Origin of the sequence: Dolichospermum circinale AWQC131C (assembly GCF_000426905.1) — a bacterium.
GTDB lineage: Bacteria > Cyanobacteriota > Cyanobacteriia > Cyanobacteriales > Nostocaceae > Dolichospermum > Dolichospermum circinale.
The window spans coordinates 6,438-23,925 of the sequence record NZ_KE384633.1; the positions used below are offsets into that span (position 1 = coordinate 6,438).

At 37.5% G+C, this 17,488-nt stretch carries 16 protein-coding genes; 4 read left to right on the forward strand and 12 right to left on the reverse strand.

Going from position 1 to position 17,488, the window contains the following annotated elements; translation table 11 throughout:
- Window positions 1–250 precede the first annotated feature (250 nt).
- The 10 genes from ACIR131C_RS0116570 to ACIR131C_RS0116615 all read right to left on the reverse strand — a co-directional run bounded on the left by ACIR131C_RS0116570 (window position 251) and on the right by ACIR131C_RS0116615 (window position 9,358).
- Entirely contained in the window at window positions 251–862 is a 612-nt protein-coding gene (locus ACIR131C_RS0116570) for a hypothetical protein (protein WP_242028600.1), read from the reverse strand.
- A gap of 100 nt (window positions 863–962) precedes the next feature.
- Window positions 963–1,430: a DUF29 domain-containing protein gene (locus ACIR131C_RS0116575; protein ID WP_028091103.1), complete on the reverse strand. Its 468-nt coding sequence runs from the start codon at window positions 1,428–1,430 to the stop codon at window positions 963–965.
- A 25-nt stretch (window positions 1,431–1,455) separates the two neighbouring features.
- Window positions 1,456–1,908 carry a DUF29 domain-containing protein gene (locus ACIR131C_RS0116580; RefSeq protein WP_028091104.1) on the reverse strand — a complete coding sequence of 151 codons (453 nt, stop codon included), beginning with the start codon at window positions 1,906–1,908 and terminating at the stop codon, window positions 1,456–1,458.
- Window positions 1,909–1,999: 91 nt separating this feature from the next.
- Complete coding sequence (locus tag ACIR131C_RS0116585; RefSeq protein WP_028091105.1) at window positions 2,000–2,629, reverse strand: hypothetical protein; 630 nt, start codon at window positions 2,627–2,629, stop codon at window positions 2,000–2,002.
- A 94-nt stretch (window positions 2,630–2,723) separates the two neighbouring features.
- Window positions 2,724–3,392, reverse strand: a complete 669-nt coding sequence (locus tag ACIR131C_RS0116590) for a Uma2 family endonuclease (protein ID WP_028091106.1) — start codon at window positions 3,390–3,392, stop codon at window positions 2,724–2,726.
- 121 nt (window positions 3,393–3,513) lie between these two features.
- Window positions 3,514–4,350 (reverse strand): ABC transporter permease, encoded by an 837-nt coding sequence (locus tag ACIR131C_RS0116595; protein ID WP_028091107.1) that lies wholly within the window; start codon window positions 4,348–4,350, stop codon window positions 3,514–3,516.
- On the reverse strand, window positions 4,347–5,312 hold the full coding sequence (locus tag ACIR131C_RS0116600) for a GDP-mannose 4,6-dehydratase (RefSeq protein ID WP_028091108.1): 966 nt from the start codon (window positions 5,310–5,312) through the stop codon (window positions 4,347–4,349). Before ACIR131C_RS0116600 ends, ACIR131C_RS0116595 begins: the two co-directional genes overlap by 4 nt.
- A 1-nt stretch (window position 5,313) precedes the next feature.
- Complete coding sequence (locus ACIR131C_RS0116605) at window positions 5,314–5,739, reverse strand: hypothetical protein (protein ID WP_028084086.1); 426 nt, start codon at window positions 5,737–5,739, stop codon at window positions 5,314–5,316.
- Window positions 5,740–5,901: 162 nt separating this feature from the next.
- Window positions 5,902–7,212: a glycosyltransferase family 4 protein gene (locus tag ACIR131C_RS0116610; RefSeq protein ID WP_028091109.1), complete on the reverse strand. Its 1,311-nt coding sequence runs from the start codon at window positions 7,210–7,212 to the stop codon at window positions 5,902–5,904.
- Window positions 7,213–7,726: 514 nt separating this feature from the next.
- Window positions 7,727–9,358, reverse strand: coding sequence for a DUF655 domain-containing protein (locus tag ACIR131C_RS0116615; RefSeq protein WP_028091110.1), 1,632 nt, complete (start codon window positions 9,356–9,358; stop codon window positions 7,727–7,729).
- A gap of 161 nt (window positions 9,359–9,519) precedes the next feature.
- Between ACIR131C_RS0116615 and ACIR131C_RS0116620 the strand changes: the two genes are divergently transcribed.
- Window positions 9,520–10,662 (forward strand): cysteine desulfurase family protein, encoded by a 1,143-nt coding sequence (locus ACIR131C_RS0116620; protein WP_028091111.1) that lies wholly within the window; start codon window positions 9,520–9,522, stop codon window positions 10,660–10,662.
- A 93-nt stretch (window positions 10,663–10,755) separates the two neighbouring features.
- Here the strand turns inward: ACIR131C_RS0116620 and ACIR131C_RS0116625 are convergent, their stop codons facing one another.
- A complete protein-coding gene (locus ACIR131C_RS0116625) occupies window positions 10,756–12,096 on the reverse strand; it encodes a DEAD/DEAH box helicase (RefSeq protein WP_028091112.1) in 1,341 nt (446 codons plus the stop codon).
- Window positions 12,097–12,291: 195 nt separating this feature from the next.
- On the opposite strand from ACIR131C_RS0116625, the gene ACIR131C_RS0116630 reads away from it, so the two are divergent.
- From ACIR131C_RS0116630 to ACIR131C_RS0116640, 3 genes are all read left to right on the forward strand, one after another.
- Window positions 12,292–13,053 (forward strand): DUF1995 family protein, encoded by a 762-nt coding sequence (locus ACIR131C_RS0116630; protein ID WP_028091113.1) that lies wholly within the window; start codon window positions 12,292–12,294, stop codon window positions 13,051–13,053.
- A gap of 86 nt (window positions 13,054–13,139) precedes the next feature.
- Entirely contained in the window at window positions 13,140–14,291 is a 1,152-nt protein-coding gene (gene dnaN, locus ACIR131C_RS0116635; protein ID WP_028091114.1) for a DNA polymerase III subunit beta, read from the forward strand.
- Window positions 14,292–14,571: 280 nt separating this feature from the next.
- Window positions 14,572–16,953, forward strand: coding sequence for a phosphoketolase family protein (locus ACIR131C_RS0116640; RefSeq protein WP_028091115.1), 2,382 nt, complete (start codon window positions 14,572–14,574; stop codon window positions 16,951–16,953).
- A 202-nt stretch (window positions 16,954–17,155) separates the two neighbouring features.
- Here the strand turns inward: ACIR131C_RS0116640 and ACIR131C_RS26845 are convergent.
- Window positions 17,156–17,488: leucine-rich repeat domain-containing protein (locus tag ACIR131C_RS26845; protein ID WP_035372328.1), on the reverse strand; the 333-nt coding region annotated here is incomplete at its 5' end.

The window sequence follows — 17,488 nt, forward strand, 5'->3', positions numbered from 1 at the left end:
ATTGAAATTCATGAATAACTGTATCTGATGCCCAAATTTCATCAGCTAAAGGTTTGTTAAAATCATCACTCATCCAAATTTTTCCTCCTTGGAGTCCAGCAATTCGTTATTACGGCCAATAATTCCTATTCTATCCCCTTGTTTAATATCTAATGACACATCCTTTAACTATCAATTTGAAAAATATTAACTCGATGAGTTATAGATTCTCATATTAGGATAAATGATGATAAATTTATCCATAATGTTATTATGCTAAAATACCTAATAAAACTTTACCTAAATCCAGCAAGTCATCAGGAATTTTAAAAAGGTTTAGATCTTGATAGATAGTTTTTTCAATTTGATCTAACTTACCAAATTGCCACAAAGTACCAATAGTTACAGCACCATAAAATATATTTTGCTCCGTAACTTGAGATAAAGCAATTAATTCTACTGCGAGTTGAGTAAAACCTTTTGTTAAATCATCTTTTTTTGCTTCAATCACTAATAAATCATGTCTAGACTGTAATAAATAATCTAAACTTCCTTTTAAGCGATCGCTCACTCTTAACGGATATTCAATTTTTAGCTGACAGTTACAGATAGCAATAATTTCTATTAAAATGGGAGCTACTAAAGTTTCTCGTCTAGCAGTTTCACTACTTAAACTAATCAAAGGTAAAATTTTTCTCATCTTTTCTTTGACGAGTAACAGTTCATCTATAGGTTGATCTGTTTGTGGTAAAGATAACTCTGTTTTAATCAATGAATAATCAAATTCTCTTAAAATATCATCGGTTTCATAGGGTAAATCAAAGTAGGAACTAAAAGTATAAGATTGATCCTCTTGTAAGATTTTGATTTTAGGTATCATCATTTTTTGCTGATAATTTAATTATCATTGTTTTCTTAGATTATAGAATTGCTTGATACAAGCATTTACCCTGGTTTTACCAACTACACATACATCAGTATAATTATAGGATATTTGGTTGCCAATTTTCATCTATAGCTTGCTCAGGAGTACAAAATACTTCTCTAGGAAAAACCTCAGCATCCAATCCAGTTTTGACTATAGTAATGTCTCTAGCATCTAGATATGTTTCTGAAAATATCTCTAACCAGAAAGGTTTAAGACTAGGATTTCTTTTTAAAAGTTTCTGAATTTGTTTTCGTTGTTCTATAATTGTACCCTTCCATCCGCGACTATTATATTCTCTTTCTTCTTGCCAATATGCTAATTTTAATAAATGCTCAAATAATACTAGCAATCGGCTTTCTAATTCATACTTTTGAGAGTTGCCCAAATCTTCTAACTCTAGGATTAAGTTTTCCCAATCTAATTGGTCTAAATTCTGATGCTGAATTTTATGAATAGTAGTTTCTATCCATTGATATAAATCTTGATGGTATAAGGTATTTAACTCTTGTTGAGAATCTAACATAATTGATTATTTAGATTGCTTGTAATCATGGCAACCATTCAGGATTGAGAATTTCTGTTAAGGAATAAGGACAATTTTCAGGGAATATTTCTGGAGATAGTTCAGATTTACGAATGGCATTGTTTCTTGCTTTGATGTATATCTTGTCTAGGATTTTTATAAAATGGTTATAAAGAACTTTAGATTCCAATAGTAAATCTAATTCCAGCCTAAAGTTATCAATTTCTTTTTCCCAACCTCTCCCTGACCAATCTTTTTCTGAACTCCAATAATTATACAATAGGAGATGAATTAAAAGTCTCAGTAAATAACTCTCTACTTTACGCCTTTGTTCATTTCCCAATGCAGTGATTTCCTCAATTAAATGTTCCCAGTCAACATTTTCCAAATCCCGATTTTGCAGTTGGTTAAGGGTAATATCTAACCATTCAGTATAATCTTGTTCATAAATCTCGTAATTTGCTTGTGGAGGTTGCATTTTACTTACTCAGCTACAGTTTAAATATTAATGTTTGGTTGACAGAAATCTCTATAAATTGATTCCCTGTTCTGCTAGTAATTAACTTAATTTAGCTGATTTGTTGCGGATTAGACTCTAACTCTGACTTAATTAAACTCACAAATACACTAATAATTTTTTCTGGTTGATTGATATAATACTCATCTAAATCAACTACCACTAGATTACCAGTTAATTGCAAGAACACCCATTGATTACCATTCGTAACACAACCATAAATATTTTCAATATTATTTCCCTCTGATTGATTTAATTGAGCAGCAGCAATCATTTCGGCAATACATTGAGCGAATCCTTGTTTCAGATTATCATTTTTCGCCTCTACCAAAGCAATCACGGGAGATGTTACATATAACTGTTGAGATGATAGACCGATTAAGAAATCGCAAAATCCATTTAAACCTTGCTCAATATTAACATTAAAATCAATTCCTGAGAATAAACTAATTTTATTATCTAATAATCTTCTCACTTCAATTAAAACAGGCGCAATAATCATTTCTGATTTGGCTTTCTCTGTACTAATTGCTTGAGCTAAGGGAATATTATTTTGTAAGTATTTGATAAAAAAAGCATCAACTGTTAACTGGTCGAAAGCAGTGAAAACATTTGTTCTTTCTTCAATATTAATGCCAAAAATTTTAGTGATTCTTTCTAAAGTAAAGTCACTATAAGCCATTTTTTATAACCTTAATTTTGCTTACAAATTAATTCCTTATTTAGCTGAATCAGAATTGGCTAAATTAATTATCTTCTGTATTTTATCGCTGTTTTTAACCAGCTAATTTCTGACAATAGCTGTGATGTCTTTCTGAGTTAATTTCAGCTTGCAAAATCCCTAACACCTTAGCCAAATTACCTTTTAACATATCATCAACTGATAAAACTAAACCGGGAAAGATGCGACTTTCTATTAAGCCTAGATCATTTATGGGCAATTTAACATACTCACCTGCTTCTAAGGTAAACCAGTCTATTTCTTGGTCATAAACTCGCCAAACAATGTATTCTTTAACTCCGTGACGACGATAAATTGTCAGCTTATTGTACAAATCGTATGATACGGTAGAACCAGAAATTTCCACGATTAATTCTGGTGGTCCTTCTACATAATCATCTTCACTAATGCGAGATTGTCCTCCTAATTCTGTTTTTATTCTTAATAAAGCATCCGGCTGAGGTTCATTATCTAAATCTAATCTGACTGTGGCATTATCTGCTAATTCTAATCCCGGTGTATTAGCTGCATAAGACCCTAACCATGTCATTAAGTAACTATGGGGTAAACCGTGACTTCTATATCTTAACGCTGCTGTCATGTAAACAACTCCATCAATTAATTCTGCCTTTTTTTGCGGTGGCATGAATTGATAACGGCGTTCAAATTCTAAACGGTTTAGGCGATCGCCGTTCTCTAATGGAGGAATAATAGAATCTAACATAGATATTACCTCACGTAAAGATCCAATGTCTAATAATTTTAGATTCTCAAAGATTTTAAAAGTGGTATCCCGTAATTTTCATGATCTGTCAATCAATTACTTGGCAATTTTATCAAAAAATCTAAATCACATCCGCAAATGTCCGTTCCATCTTGCGGAAATACCAAATTCCACTCACTAATAGTAAAAATACTAGAGCCATAGAGAGAATAAAACCCGGTAAATATAACTGGGAGTTACCACCCAAAATTGCCCAGCGAAAACCATCAATTACTCCTACCATGGGGTTTAATGAGTATATAAACCGCCACTGTTGTGGGACTATACTACTACTAAATCCTACGGGGGAAATATATAGGCCAAATTGGACAATAAATGGCACAATAAAGCGAAAATCTCGATATTGGACATTTAATGATGCTAACCACAAACCTGCTCCCATGGAAGCAGCAAAGGCAACAGCAATAAACAATGGTAAAGTTAAAATGCGCCAAGTGGGAACAAAGTTATACCATGCCATTAAAGCTAGTAAAATCATTCCAGAAATCATAAAGTCTACAAAGCTGACTACTACCGCACTTGTAGGAACTACCAATCTAGGAAAATAGACTTTAGACAGTAAGTTAGCATTGGTAATTAAACTATTACTACACTCTGACAGAGAATTGGAAAAGAACTGCCAAGGCAACATGGCAGAAAATACTAATATTGGATAAGGCGCACCTTCTGATGGTAATTTAGCTAATTGTCCAAATACTACTGTAAATACTACCATTGTTAAGAATGGACGAATCAGCGCCCAAGCTATACCAATAGCTGTTTGTTTATATCTAACTAATATATCTCGCCAAGCTAGGAAGTAAAATAGTTCTCTATATCGCCATAAGTCTTGCCAATATTGCTTTTCTGTGCGTCCTGCTTCAATGACTAGTTCTGGTTGGGAAGTAGTTTCTTTCATGATTTTGATTTTGACAACCTTGATTTGACCATCATTTTTACTACATCGTGCATTTTATACTTAGCTTCCCATCCTAACTGGTTTTTTGCTTTGTGGGGATTACCTTTACCTATAGCTAAATCTGTAGGTCTAAACAGGCTACTGTCAACAACTACATGATCATGCCAGTCTAAATTTAGAAATGTGAATGCAGTATTGACAAAATCTGCTAGGGAACTGCTTTCTCCTGTCGCAATCACATAATCATCGGGCTGTGGTTGCTGCAACATCAAATACATGGCTTCCACATACTCTTGCGCCCAACCCCAGTCCCGCTGAACTGACATATTACCTAAATATAATTTTTCCTGACTACCCTGGGCAATACGACAAGCAGTAGCCACAATTTTTTGTGTGACAAATCTTTCTGGACGTAGGGGAGATTCATGATTAAATAAAATTCCTGAGCAAGCAAATAAACCGTAAGCTTCTCGGTAGTTAGCTACTTCCCAAAAAGCAGTGGCTTTAGCTACTGCATAAGGACTTCTGGGGCGAAATGGTGTTGTTTCTTCTGCTGCTATATTCCCAGTATCACCAAAGCATTCACTCGATCCTGCATTGTAAACTTTAATTGCCGCGCCTAAAAAGCGAATGGCTTCTAATAAATTAAGTGTTCCCGTAGCTATACTTTCTAGGGTTTCCACTGGTTGTCCAAAAGATAACCCTACGGAAGTTTGTCCTGCTAAATTATAGATTTCATCTGGTTGAATTTTTGTGAGTATCTGTAAGACGCTACGAAAGTCAGTTAAGGACATTGACTCTAGCTTGACTTGGTCTTTAATGCCTAAGTAAACTAAATTCTGGAAAGGCGAAATTTGGGCATCTCTGGATGTTCCACAGACTGTATAGCCTTGGTTAAGAAGGAATTGAGCCAGATAAGCTCCATCTTGTCCAGATACTCCACAAATCAGAGCTTTTTTCATATCAATTCATAATCGAAAAATCTTTAACACTGTTACCATTGAGTGTCCGAGATTGTCTGTAGGTAAACTCTCCTACGGATGGATTACGATGGGGATCAATCACACCTGTGGCTTGTTGCCAAATTTCCGCTGAAGCCAGGTATAACTCATACTTGGATTTAAGTTTGTGTACATGATACCATCTAGTTTCCTGACACTCTTGACACCAAAAAGCCTCTAACCACTCACCTTCTAAAGAAACTGTGGTTTTAGCTGCTACTAAAATCATCGCTTCTCGTCGGGCTACACCTCTTTCTTGTAGTTGTCCAGGTTTTTCGGCAAACAGTCCGTATTTTTGGCTAACACTATCCATATAGCAGTTATGGATTGGACAGTATATGGCTCTGCGCTGAGAACGCTTGCGATTTTTGTTACACCTTTTCTGCACTTTGGCCCCCTGATCAATAACTAAAAAATAGATCGCAAGAAGGTTGCATGGGAGAGACTGAGATCAATACGACCATCGAAGCCCAACTCCTGATTCTAGTCTGAGATATTTAATTTTTTTACAGTGGTTAGATTGTAATTATCTATACATTTTTAAACAAGGTTAATTGTCACCGGATAAATTTCTATTCTTGGAATATTGTAGCACATGAATGTATTGTTTGGCTATAATTTCTGGCGTAAAATTTGATTGTAAATATTCGCGGGCGGACTGACCCATTTTTTCAGCCATTTGGGGATGGCTGTTTAACTGGAGAATAAATTCAGATAAAGCATTACTATCTCCATTCTCAATGGCAATTCCAAATTTACCATCTGCTATTAGCTCTGGCAAGTAGGAAGTTTGCGGACAAATAACTGCTATGGGTCTTCCGGCTGCTAAAGCTGGGTAGAGTTTGCTAGGAGCAACTAAACTTTCTAGACCCTTTTCTACACTGACTAATGATAAGTCACAAGCTGTTAGGGAATATGGTAATACGCTTTTTTCTTGATAGGGGAGAAAGAGAAAGTTTTTTAGTCCTAAACGAGCTACGTCTTGAATAAAGCTTTCCCTTTTGGGTCCACCACCTATACAAACAAACTGAATAGGCTGGTTTTGCAGTTGTTGAGCAGTTGCTAAAATGGTGTCTAGATCATGACACCTGCCCATATTACCAGAATAAAGAACTGTAAATTTGTTGACTAAATTATGTTTTTTGGCAAACCAGTTCTTCTCTTTGGCTATGGGGACAATGAGTTGAGGATCTCCCCAACTATGAATTACGGAAATTTTGTCAGCTACTTCTGGACAAATTTCTATGACTCGCTCTTTCATGGCAGGACTTAGGACAATAATGCCTTGAGAACTTTGCCAAACTTTGCGGTTGATTGCTTGCCAAAATTTTACTAACCAGTGATTTTTGGTAACTACTCCTAGAGCGATCGCAATATCTGGATACAGGTCATAAATTAAACATACGTAAGGAAATTTCCATAATAAATGACTAAAATATGCTGCCACTGGTAAGAATGGAGGTGCTGAAGTTAATAAGAATACATCTGATTTGCGGTAGTTCCTAAGAATATGCAGAAAAGCCCGCAGTGTAAATAAAACTCCTCCTACAGCTTTACCACGAATTCTTCCACTCCAAATCTGGGTAGACCGGGATCTGCGAACGAGAATATCACCTATTTGTTCTGATGCTGGTGCTTCAGATTTAGTAAACGCGTACCCTGGTTGTCCTGTGAAGACTCTAATGGTTACTCCTTGTTTCTCTAGCTCTTTTACTAATTCCTCAATCAACTGTCCTGTGGCCGCATAGTCGGGCGGAAAAAACTCTGTAATTACAGATACATTCATTAAATTATTACCCAATCTAGATAATTGAGACTCATGAGGTAGATTTAATCTATTCAAGGAATATTTTAATCTCATCTTAATAAGTTTCTTGCTACTAAAAACATTTAACCATATGGAATTAATACACTTAAGTTAGAAAATTCAGAGTAAAATACAAGGATGGTCTACGGAATGGGTATGAGGTATTTTTGTACCCGACGGACTTCAAATATGCAGTATATTCGCTTGCTCAATGTATTACTAATTTTTACATGGTAAATTGTTAACTTTATAAGTAGTGTTATGTAAACATCTAAAACTACTAACACTGTCACGAACATAATGCAAGTTAACTTAAAAAAAGTTAACATTTTTTGGATGTTTTGAGAAGGAGAATGATGTCACATCTTTAACTTAAACCCATCCTAGATACAACTAAAGTCCGTCCTAAGACATACAGCAGTTAATGATAAGAATCCTGGTGCGGGCATAGAAAGTCAAAGCTCAGTACAACTCTTGCCCGCTAAAATTGTAGCTCATTTAGATGAAATTCACTGTCACAGTCTCCTTTTCCCCACCTCTGTATTTTCTGCGTTTCGTTAAGAAATATTTACCAAGTTATGATTCCCTCCCATTTTGCTAAGGTTTTATCACTAATTCCCGGTATTTTGCCAATATCTTCTAAGGAAGTAAATTTTTGTTGTTCTCGGGCTATTATTATTTTTTCGGCTAACTTTTTACCAACTCCTGGAAGAGTTTCTAATTCTTCTTGAGTTGCGGTATTGAGGTTAATTTTAGTAGAGGTAGAAATTGTCAAAGATGATGGTTTTTGTATTTGGGGACATTGTTTAACTTCTGCGTCTATTTTAGATTGAATATTTGCTGGTAAACCGGTCTTTATTTTACTATAGAGCCGATTAAATTCGCGCTGAAAATGATTTGCTATGGTAGGATTTTCAATGACAATTAATATTTCATCATTACCATGATTAGCAGCTTCAGACCAATTATGTGAACCTGTAATTACCGTTTGATGATCAATAACTGCAAATTTATGATGTAATAAATCACCTTGGGGTAAAATGGGGACTCCCACGGTAGAAATCGGATTTTTCCAAGGACGGTTATCAACTTCATATTTACAGTTATCACTTAAAGAAAATCCCATCATATCTAAAGCTTCACTGTAGGGACGATAAGCAAATTGTGGTTCAATTAAAGCTCGAATTTGGACTTCTTGATCATGTAGGTTTTCCAGGGTATTAGCAAGTTGTTGATCAGAAAATACAAATAATGCTAAATCAATGGTTTTTGTACTTGTGGATAAAGTTTGATCAATTAAGCCATTACTGCTAATATTCCAGGGTTGAGTGGGAGAAATTGGGGAAAAATTAACTGTGATTTTGCTATTACCTAAAATGATTGTTTTGGGTTGACGGAGAGGTTTTTGAAGTCCGAATTTACTATCTAGTTTTCCTCCTACACCGTCACCCCACATAATATTAAACTCTTGGGTGAGTAAGGTTGCTAATTCAGGACTATCAATTTTGAGCAAATTATTGTTATTTCCTAAACTACTAGGATTTGTAAAATCTCCAGAGGTGTCACTGAGGGTGAAATTTGCAGAAGTGATAATCACAAAACGATGATCAACAACCACAAATTTATGGTGCATTAAACTACTACCTTTTGAACCATCAGCAGTATCATCTATTAAGGGAATTTGGGCATTTTGAACAATTAATAAAGCATCCCGTTGACTAATTTCTTCTGATGTGATTTGATGATCTTGATTGATATCAACAAATTTCTGAAAATCTTGATATCGTTCTTGTTCTCTTTTTTCTAATTTGGCTATTTCTGCGGAAGTGAAACTACTCCAAGGACGAGAATAGTTACTTTCTAAAATCAACCTAATTTTTACGCCTTCTTTTTGTTTTTGTGCTAATATTTGGGCAACTTTTGGTAAACGCAATTCTTGTACAGCTATATCAACAGTAGATTTAGCTTGGGAAATAGTATCAACAATTTGGGTTTCTAAATCGTCGCCTAAGCGGGTTTTTTGACGATAGGTTTCCCGATATTCGGAAGATTCAGAATTATTAAAGTAAACTTGAATTAAAGGATCTTGTGGTAATGGTGTTAAAAGTTGATTTCCTGATTTGACTCGTTCACAAATAGTCAGAGTGAATAGCAACAAAAATATACAGGAAAAATAGCGCATTTGTGGGAAAATAGACACGGCGATTTGATCAAAGTAAATTACAGGGATTTGAATATGATTTTAGTATAATTCAATCACAATCTGAATTAATTTCTTTTTTTTGTTTGCGACTTGGCGCGAAACTTTTAACTAAAAAAGACAATGAGTAAATTATTGCTCCCACTCAATGATTAATTTTTATGCAAGTATATTTAGACTATAGTGCAACTACTCCCACTCGTCCAGAAGCGATCGCTATGATCCAGACAATCTTAACTCAACAGTGGGGTAATCCTTCTAGTTTACATGAATGGGGCAACCGTGGCGCATTGGTTTTGGAAACAGCGAGAATGCAAGTCGCGGGGTTAATTAATGCTGTTCCCGAAGGGATTATTTTTACTTCTGGGGGAACGGAAGCGAACAATTTAGCGATGATGGGGGTGGCGGGATGTTACAATGCTCCCCAGCATATAATTATTTCCAGTGTAGAACATTCGGCTATTTCTGAACCGGCGAAAATGTTAGAAAATTGGGGTTGGGAAATTACTCGTTTGGGTGTAAATTATCAAGGAATAGTCAACCCTGAAGAACTAAAGGCCGTATTGCAAAATAATACAGTGTTGGTATCTGTGATTTATGGACAAAGTGAGGTAGGAACAGTCCAACCCATTCATGAATTAAGTAAAATAACTGAAAGCCACGGTGCTTTATTTCACACTGATGCGGTGCAAGTTGCTGGACGTTTACCGATAGATGTACAGAGTTTGTCAGTAGATTTATTAAGTATATCTAGTCATAAATTATATGGTGGCTTGGGAGCAGGGGCTTTATATGTACGTCCGGGGGTGAAATTAAAACCGTTGTTGGCTGGGGGTGGCCAGGAGGCTGGACTGCGTTCAGGGACGCAAGCAACCCCCGCTATTGCTGGGTTTGGGGTAGCTGCGGAGTTAGCAGCACGGGAATTAGATACGGAAAGGGTGAGATTAATGGAATTACGCGATCGCTTATTTGCTATTTTAGCAGATATTCCTAGTTTAATACCCACAGGAGACAGAATTAACCGTTTACCCCACCATCTTAGTTTTTATTTAGCAACTGCGGACGGGGAAAAAATCAGTGGAAAAACTTTGGTACGTCAGTTAAATTTAGCAGGTATTGGTATTAGTGCTGGTGCTGCTTGTCATAGCGGAAAATTAAGCCCCAGTCCGATTTTATTAGCAATGGGATATTCTGAAAAGGCGGCTTTGGGGGGAATTAGATTAACTTTAGGAAAACAAACAACAGCAGCGGATATTGACTGGACAGCAATGGTTTTGAAACAGGTTTTACAGAGGTTGAATTAAGAATAACAGGAAAAGTCAAAACTCTATTGCTCAAAATGTTATTCTTTGCGTGATATACATTCATAATATTCAGCAATGCAGTCAAGTCAGTTATTACCTACCCTTACCAGAACGACGCGGTGCTGAAGAACCAGAACCAGAACCAGAACCAGAACCAGATTTTTTACCTCCTGCTGTTGTCCGTGACGAAGGCTGTTGAGGGGATTTTTGGGAACCAGAACGAGGAGTGCGGGAAGTAGCACCAGCAGGGGCTTTACGTCCGTTAGGAATGGGTTCAGCTTTAATTTCCGGGTTAACAGCAAAACCAGCGACGACTTCTTTCGGTAAACGCTGCTGAATTAGTTCCTCAATATCCGCTAATAAATGATGTTCATCAACACAGACAAGGGAAATCGCTTCACCTTCTGCTCCAGCGCGTCCAGTCCGTCCAATGCGATGTACATAATCTTCTGGTACATTCGGTAAATCATAGTTAATGACATAAGGTAATTCGCTAATATCAAGACCACGGGCGGCAATATCCGTTGCTACTAATACCTGTAGTGTCCCTGCTTTGAACTTGCCTAGGGCGTGGGTTCGCGCTCCTTGACTCTTATTACCGTGAATAGCCAGTGCTTGAATGCGGTCTTCACCCAACTGCTTCACTAACCTATCAGCACCATATTTAGTGCGACTAAAGACTAATACCTGATACCATTTATTTTCTCGAATTAAATGGGAAAGTAATTGTCGTTTCCGCTCCCGGTCTACATGATAAACTTTTTGTGATACTGTGGCCGCTGTCACATTCCGACGTGCTACTTCAATCATTGTCGGGTTATTTAGTAACCCGGCTGCGAGAGTTTTAATTTTATCGGAGAATGTGGCAAAAAATAACAAATTTTGCCGCTGTTTGGGTAAAAGCGAGAGAATGCGCCGGATATCATTAATAAAACCCATATCTAGCATTCGGTCCGCTTCATCTAATACCAACACTTCCACACGGGATAAATTCACAGTTCCCTGTTGAACATGATCTAGCAGTCGTCCGGGGGTTGATACTAAAATATCTACACGGGTTTTCAATTTCTGTTTTTGGGGACCAATACTGACTCCCCCAAACATGACCATGGAATTAAGATTTAAGTATTTACCATAGTCGCGGACGCTTTCTTGTACTTGTGCTGCGAGTTCTCGCGTAGGTGTAAGAATTAATGCCCGAATTGGTGAAAATCCGTTAGTATTGCTTTGAACCTTGTGAGTAGATAACTTATGTAGCAGCGGTAGAGTAAAGCTGGCGGTTTTACCAGTACCCGTTTGCGCTCCAGCTAAAATATCACCACCAGATAATACCACAGGGATAGCCTGTTTTTGAATTGGTGTAGGCCGATTATATCCTCGCTCAGTGACAGCACGGACAATTTCAGGGGACAAGCCGAGATGAGAAAAAGACATAGAACTCCAGAAATAACATCGGCCTGTCGCCCATTACGGCTTCAGTCTTAGGCGGACGAATGGTTTAAAATACTCAATGGGCAGCAAGCACCAAGACTAGGGGCAAATGCCATAATCCCCTATAATAGCATAATTCAATAACTATAGTGAGAGAATTAGATATTAACCCAGTGACTTTGTAAGACTTTGTAAATTATGGCTGAACTACCTAAAACCCTAGAAGATGCGATCGCTCAGTCCTGTGAAGCAGTAAAATCAGCTATAGCTGATGGTATAATGCGGATTCAAGTTGAGTTATTATTTCCAGAACTCAAATTCATGACAGTTGCAGAACAGTTTCTCCCTTTATTTACTGAATATGAATCCGGTCTAAAAGTCTTCTTTGCTGACGCGGGTGCGGCTGCTTTAGCTCGTCGTGACTGGACATCAGCAGAGTCTAACTTAGGCATTAATCTTGTACGCGAGAGAATTTTAGATATCGGTACAGGTAGGGCTACTTCCTTAGCAGCGAAAATTCAGCCAGAAGATGAAATTTTCCTGTTTATTGCCCCAACTTCGGTAGAAGTACCACAATTAGAAAAGCTGTGTGAAATTATAGGGGAACGCCCGGTAATTATGTTAACTCCCCGGTTGGAAGATTCTAGTATCGTCGGTATTGGTTACACAGCCAGGGAAACCCGTCGGCGCTTTATTAGTACCATTGAATCTTCTTACTATATCCGTGCTGTAGATGATCAATCTGCCCTATTTCGTTGCTATCCTGGACAATGGGAAGTATGGTTAGAAACAGAGGGAGAATATCAAAAACTTGCAGAACTCCCTAAAAAACCATCCGGTGACGAATTAGACGCAATTCTTATGGGGGGACAAAAGGAAAACACCAGCGAAGGGACACCTGCTAAAAAACCCAGTCTATTTAAGAGTTTACAGCGGTTCATTAAAGCTTTAAGCAATTAGAATCACGTAGTGATGGGAAAATTGGTGAATACCTAATTACCCATTACCAATTACAATAACCAATTCCCCCATTATTGAATTTAAAGATGAAATTAATTTGTTCCCAAAGTGATCTCAGTAGTAATCTTTCCCTTGTCAGCCGTGCAGTTCCATCTCGACCAACTCACCCGGTTCTTGCTAATATATTATTACAGGCCGATGCCCAAACTAATCAAGTTAGTTTAACAGCCTTTGATTTGAGTTTAGGTATCCGTACTAGTTTTAGTGCTGAGGTATTAGAAGGTGGGGAAATTGCTCTCCCGGCCAAACTACTTGTAGATATCACTTCTCGTTTACCAGAAGGGGAAATCACCCTTGATGATCAATCAGGAGACAGTAGTGGAGAAGGTATACTTGTAACACTAAAGCCCAGAAGTGGACGTTATCAAGTGCGGGCTATGGGTGCGGAAGAATTTCCCGAATTACCCGTAATTGAAAACGCAGAAGCGATTACCATTACTACTGCGGCACTTGTTGAAGGTTTGAAAGGTTCTTTGTTTGCTACTAGTTCGGATGAAACTAAGCAAGTTCTCACAGGTGTACATTTAACATTAAAACAGGATACATTAGAATTTGCTGCTACTGATGGACACCGTTTAGCAGTGCTAGAAACTACAAATGAGCGTTCTGTGGAAGGTAGCGAACAAGTAGAAGTCACAGTACCGGCGAAAGCATTGCGTGAATTACAAAAGATGTTAGGGCATAATTCCGCATCTGAAGAAACAGTAGATGTATATCTTGATCAAGGTCAAGTTGTATTTGCTTGGGCATTTCAACGTTTAACAAGCCGGACATTAGAAGGACAATATCCCGCTTATCGGCAATTAATTCCCCGACAATTTGAACGACAAGTAACATTAGAAAGAAAGCAATTTATCAGCACTTTAGAACGAATTGCTGTGTTAGCAGACCAGAAAAATAATATTGTCAAAGTTAGCATTGATAATGCTAATCAAGAAATTACTTTATCTTGTGAAGCGCAAGATGTAGGTAGTGGAACAGAATCAATACCGGCGCAAATTTCGGGAGAAAATATAGACATTGCTTTTAATGTTAAATATCTCATGGAAGGCTTGAAAGAATTACCATCTTCAGAAATTCAAATGCACCTAAATCAAAGTTTAACTCCGGTTATTTTCACTCCCTTGGGTGGTTTAAAAATGACTTATTTAGCTATGCCTGTACAACTGAGAAATTAGATTTTATTTGTTAGAGAACGTATGTTTATGCGTTCCCTAACTTTTTTCTAATTCCCTTTGATAATATCTTTTTGTGAAGAAAAAAATTTTTCAGTTTATTCATTCTTGTTTATCCTATTATTCTGTACCAGAACTTAGGGAACTGGCTTAGATTGTTGATATCTGACGCAACAACAGAATATAATAATTGAGAATGCCGAAAAATACTTAGGTTGTTCATAAAGAAACAATTATAGTTACAATAAACCTATTCGGTGCAAATACCTTTTTGGAGTTGATAATGACATTAATAACCACAACCTCACCTCAGCCCTTGACAGAGACAGAAATCAGGAAAATTAATGCTTATTGGCGTGCTGCTAACTACCTTTCCGTTGGACAAATATACCTGCTTGATAATCCTTTACTGAGAGAACCCCTGAAACAAGATCACGTCAAACCAAGACTATTGGGACATTGGGGAACTACTCCAGGACTAAATTTGATTTATGCCCATTTGAACCGAGTTATCAAAAAATACGACCTCAACGCCATTTATATCGCTGGACCAGGACATGGTGGACCGGGACTTGTCGCCAATACATACTTAGAAGGAACATATAGCGAATATTACCCTAACATCTCTCAAGATGCTGAAGGAATGCAAAAATTATTTAAGCAATTTTCCTTTCCTGGTGGTATTCCTAGTCACGTCGCTCCTGAAACCCCCGGTTCTATCCATGAAGGGGGAGAATTAGGCTATGCTTTAGTTCACGCTTATGGTGCGGTATTTGACAACCCTGATTTAATTGTAGCTGCGGTTGTGGGTGACGGGGAAGCGGAAACTGGACCTTTAGCTACTAGTTGGCATTCTAACAAATTTATTAACCCTGTTACTGATGGTGCGGTGTTACCAATTCTGCATTTGAATGGTTACAAAATTGCCAATCCTACAGTATTAGCACGGATACCTGATGAGGAGTTAGAAAGTCTATTTATCGGCTATGGTTATAAACCATACTTTGTTGAGGGTGCATACCCTATGGATGTTCACCGACAGATGGCAGCAGTATTAGATACTATCATTCCTGAAATCCAGGGTATTCAACTAGAAGCACGGGTACATGGGGTTCAACAAAGACCACAATGGCCAATGATTATCCTCCGCACTCCTAAAGGTTGGACAGGTCCCAAGGAAGTGGACGGGAAGAAAACAGAAGGTTATTGGCGATCGCACCAAGTCCCTTTTAGTGATATAGCTGGTAAACCGGAACATCTGCAACTATTAGAAGATTGGCTCAAAAGCTACAAACCAGAAGAACTATTTGATACCAATGGTCAACTGATTCCCGAACTCGCAGAATTAGCCCCCCAAGGTCAGCGTCGCATGGGAGACAACCCCCACACAAATGGTGGAATTTTACTGCGTGATTTGAAAATGCCTGATTTTACCAACTATGCCGTAGAAGTACGTAAACCAGGAACAATTAACGCTGAAGCAACAAAAGTTACTGGTAAGTTTCTCCGCGACATCATGAAACTGAACGACGAAAGCCGTAACTTCCGCGTTTTTGGTCCTGACGAAACGGCATCAAATCGTCTAGACCCTTTATTTGAAGTGACAAATCGCGCTTGGGATGCGGAAACTCTCCCCGAAGATGACCATTTAGCTCCCGACGGTCGAGTTATGGAAATCCTCAGCGAAACCAATTGTCAAGGGTGGTTAGAGGGATATTTGTTAACAGGTCGTCATGGTTTTTTCTCCTGCTATGAAGCCTTTATTCACATCATTGATTCAATGTTCAACCAACACGCTAAATGGTTGAAAACAACTCGTCATATTACCTGGAGAAGACCAATTGCATCTTTAAATTATCTTCTCACTTCTCATGTTTGGCGGCAAGATCATAACGGTTTTTCTCACCAAGATCCTGGTTTTATTGATCATGTAATTAACAAAAAATCGGAGATCATTCGTGTTTATCTTCCCCCAGATGCTAACACATTGCTATCAGTAACCGACCATTGTTTAAGGAGTCGTAACTATGTGAATGTGATTGTGGCTGGGAAACAACCCGCATTACAATATTTAGACATGGATTCTGCTATTAAACACACTACTAAAGGTTTAGGAATTTGGGAATGGGCTAGTAATGACCAAAACAGTGAACCAGATGTAGTTATGGCTTGTGCTGGGGATATTCCCACGTTGGAAACCTTAGCAGCAGTGGATATTTTACGTCAAAATTTTCCAGATTTAAAAGTGCGAGTTGTCAATGTTGTTGATTTAATGACACTACAACCAAAAAGCGAACATTCTCACGGTTTAAGTAATAAAGACTTTGATACCATTTTCACAACTGACAAACCAGTTATCTTTGCATTTCATGGTTATCCTTGGTTAATTCATCGTCTCACTTATCGACATACAAATCATCAGAATATTCATGTCCGTGGTTATAAAGAAGAAGGAACAACAACCACACCTTTTGATATGGTGGTCATGAATGATTTAGATAGATTCCACTTAGTTATGGATGTGATTGACCGTGTACCGAACTTAGGTTATCAAGCAGCTTATGTTAAACAAAAATTGCAAGATAAGTTGATTTCACATCAGCATTATATCCAGAAACATGGTGAAGATATGCCAGAAATCCGTAACTGGACTTGGCCATATTAATAATTGAGTCATTCTGGGTTGAATGAAGATATAAAAACCCCATCCCCAACTCCCTGCTGGGTTAGGGAGGGGTCAAAAATATTTGAGACATCAATCACGACTTTTGAAGCGCCCTCTAACACAAAATTAAGGTTCTTAACCCAGGAAGGTGGGTTTTGTTTGTGTAGACGCGATGTCTAATCGCTTTTGAAACTAAAACTTACTAAAACTTACAAATAGACTCTGGTTTTATAGGACATTGTTTAGAAAAAAGCGGGTTATTCTGAACTTTAAGAGTCCGTATGTTTTCCAAAGCAGATAAAGATTGAATATTTTGGATTTGATTTTTCTCCAAATAAACAGCAGTTAATTTAGTCAGATTTGACAAAGATTGAATATTACTGATTTGATTTCCTCCCAGATAAACAGCAGTCAGTTTAGTTAAGTTTGACAAACTTTCAATATCACTAACTTGATTTTCTTTCAAGTCCAGAAAAGTTAAATTATTCAAATTAGATAAGGGTTGGATATCGCTAATTTGATTTTTCCACAAGGA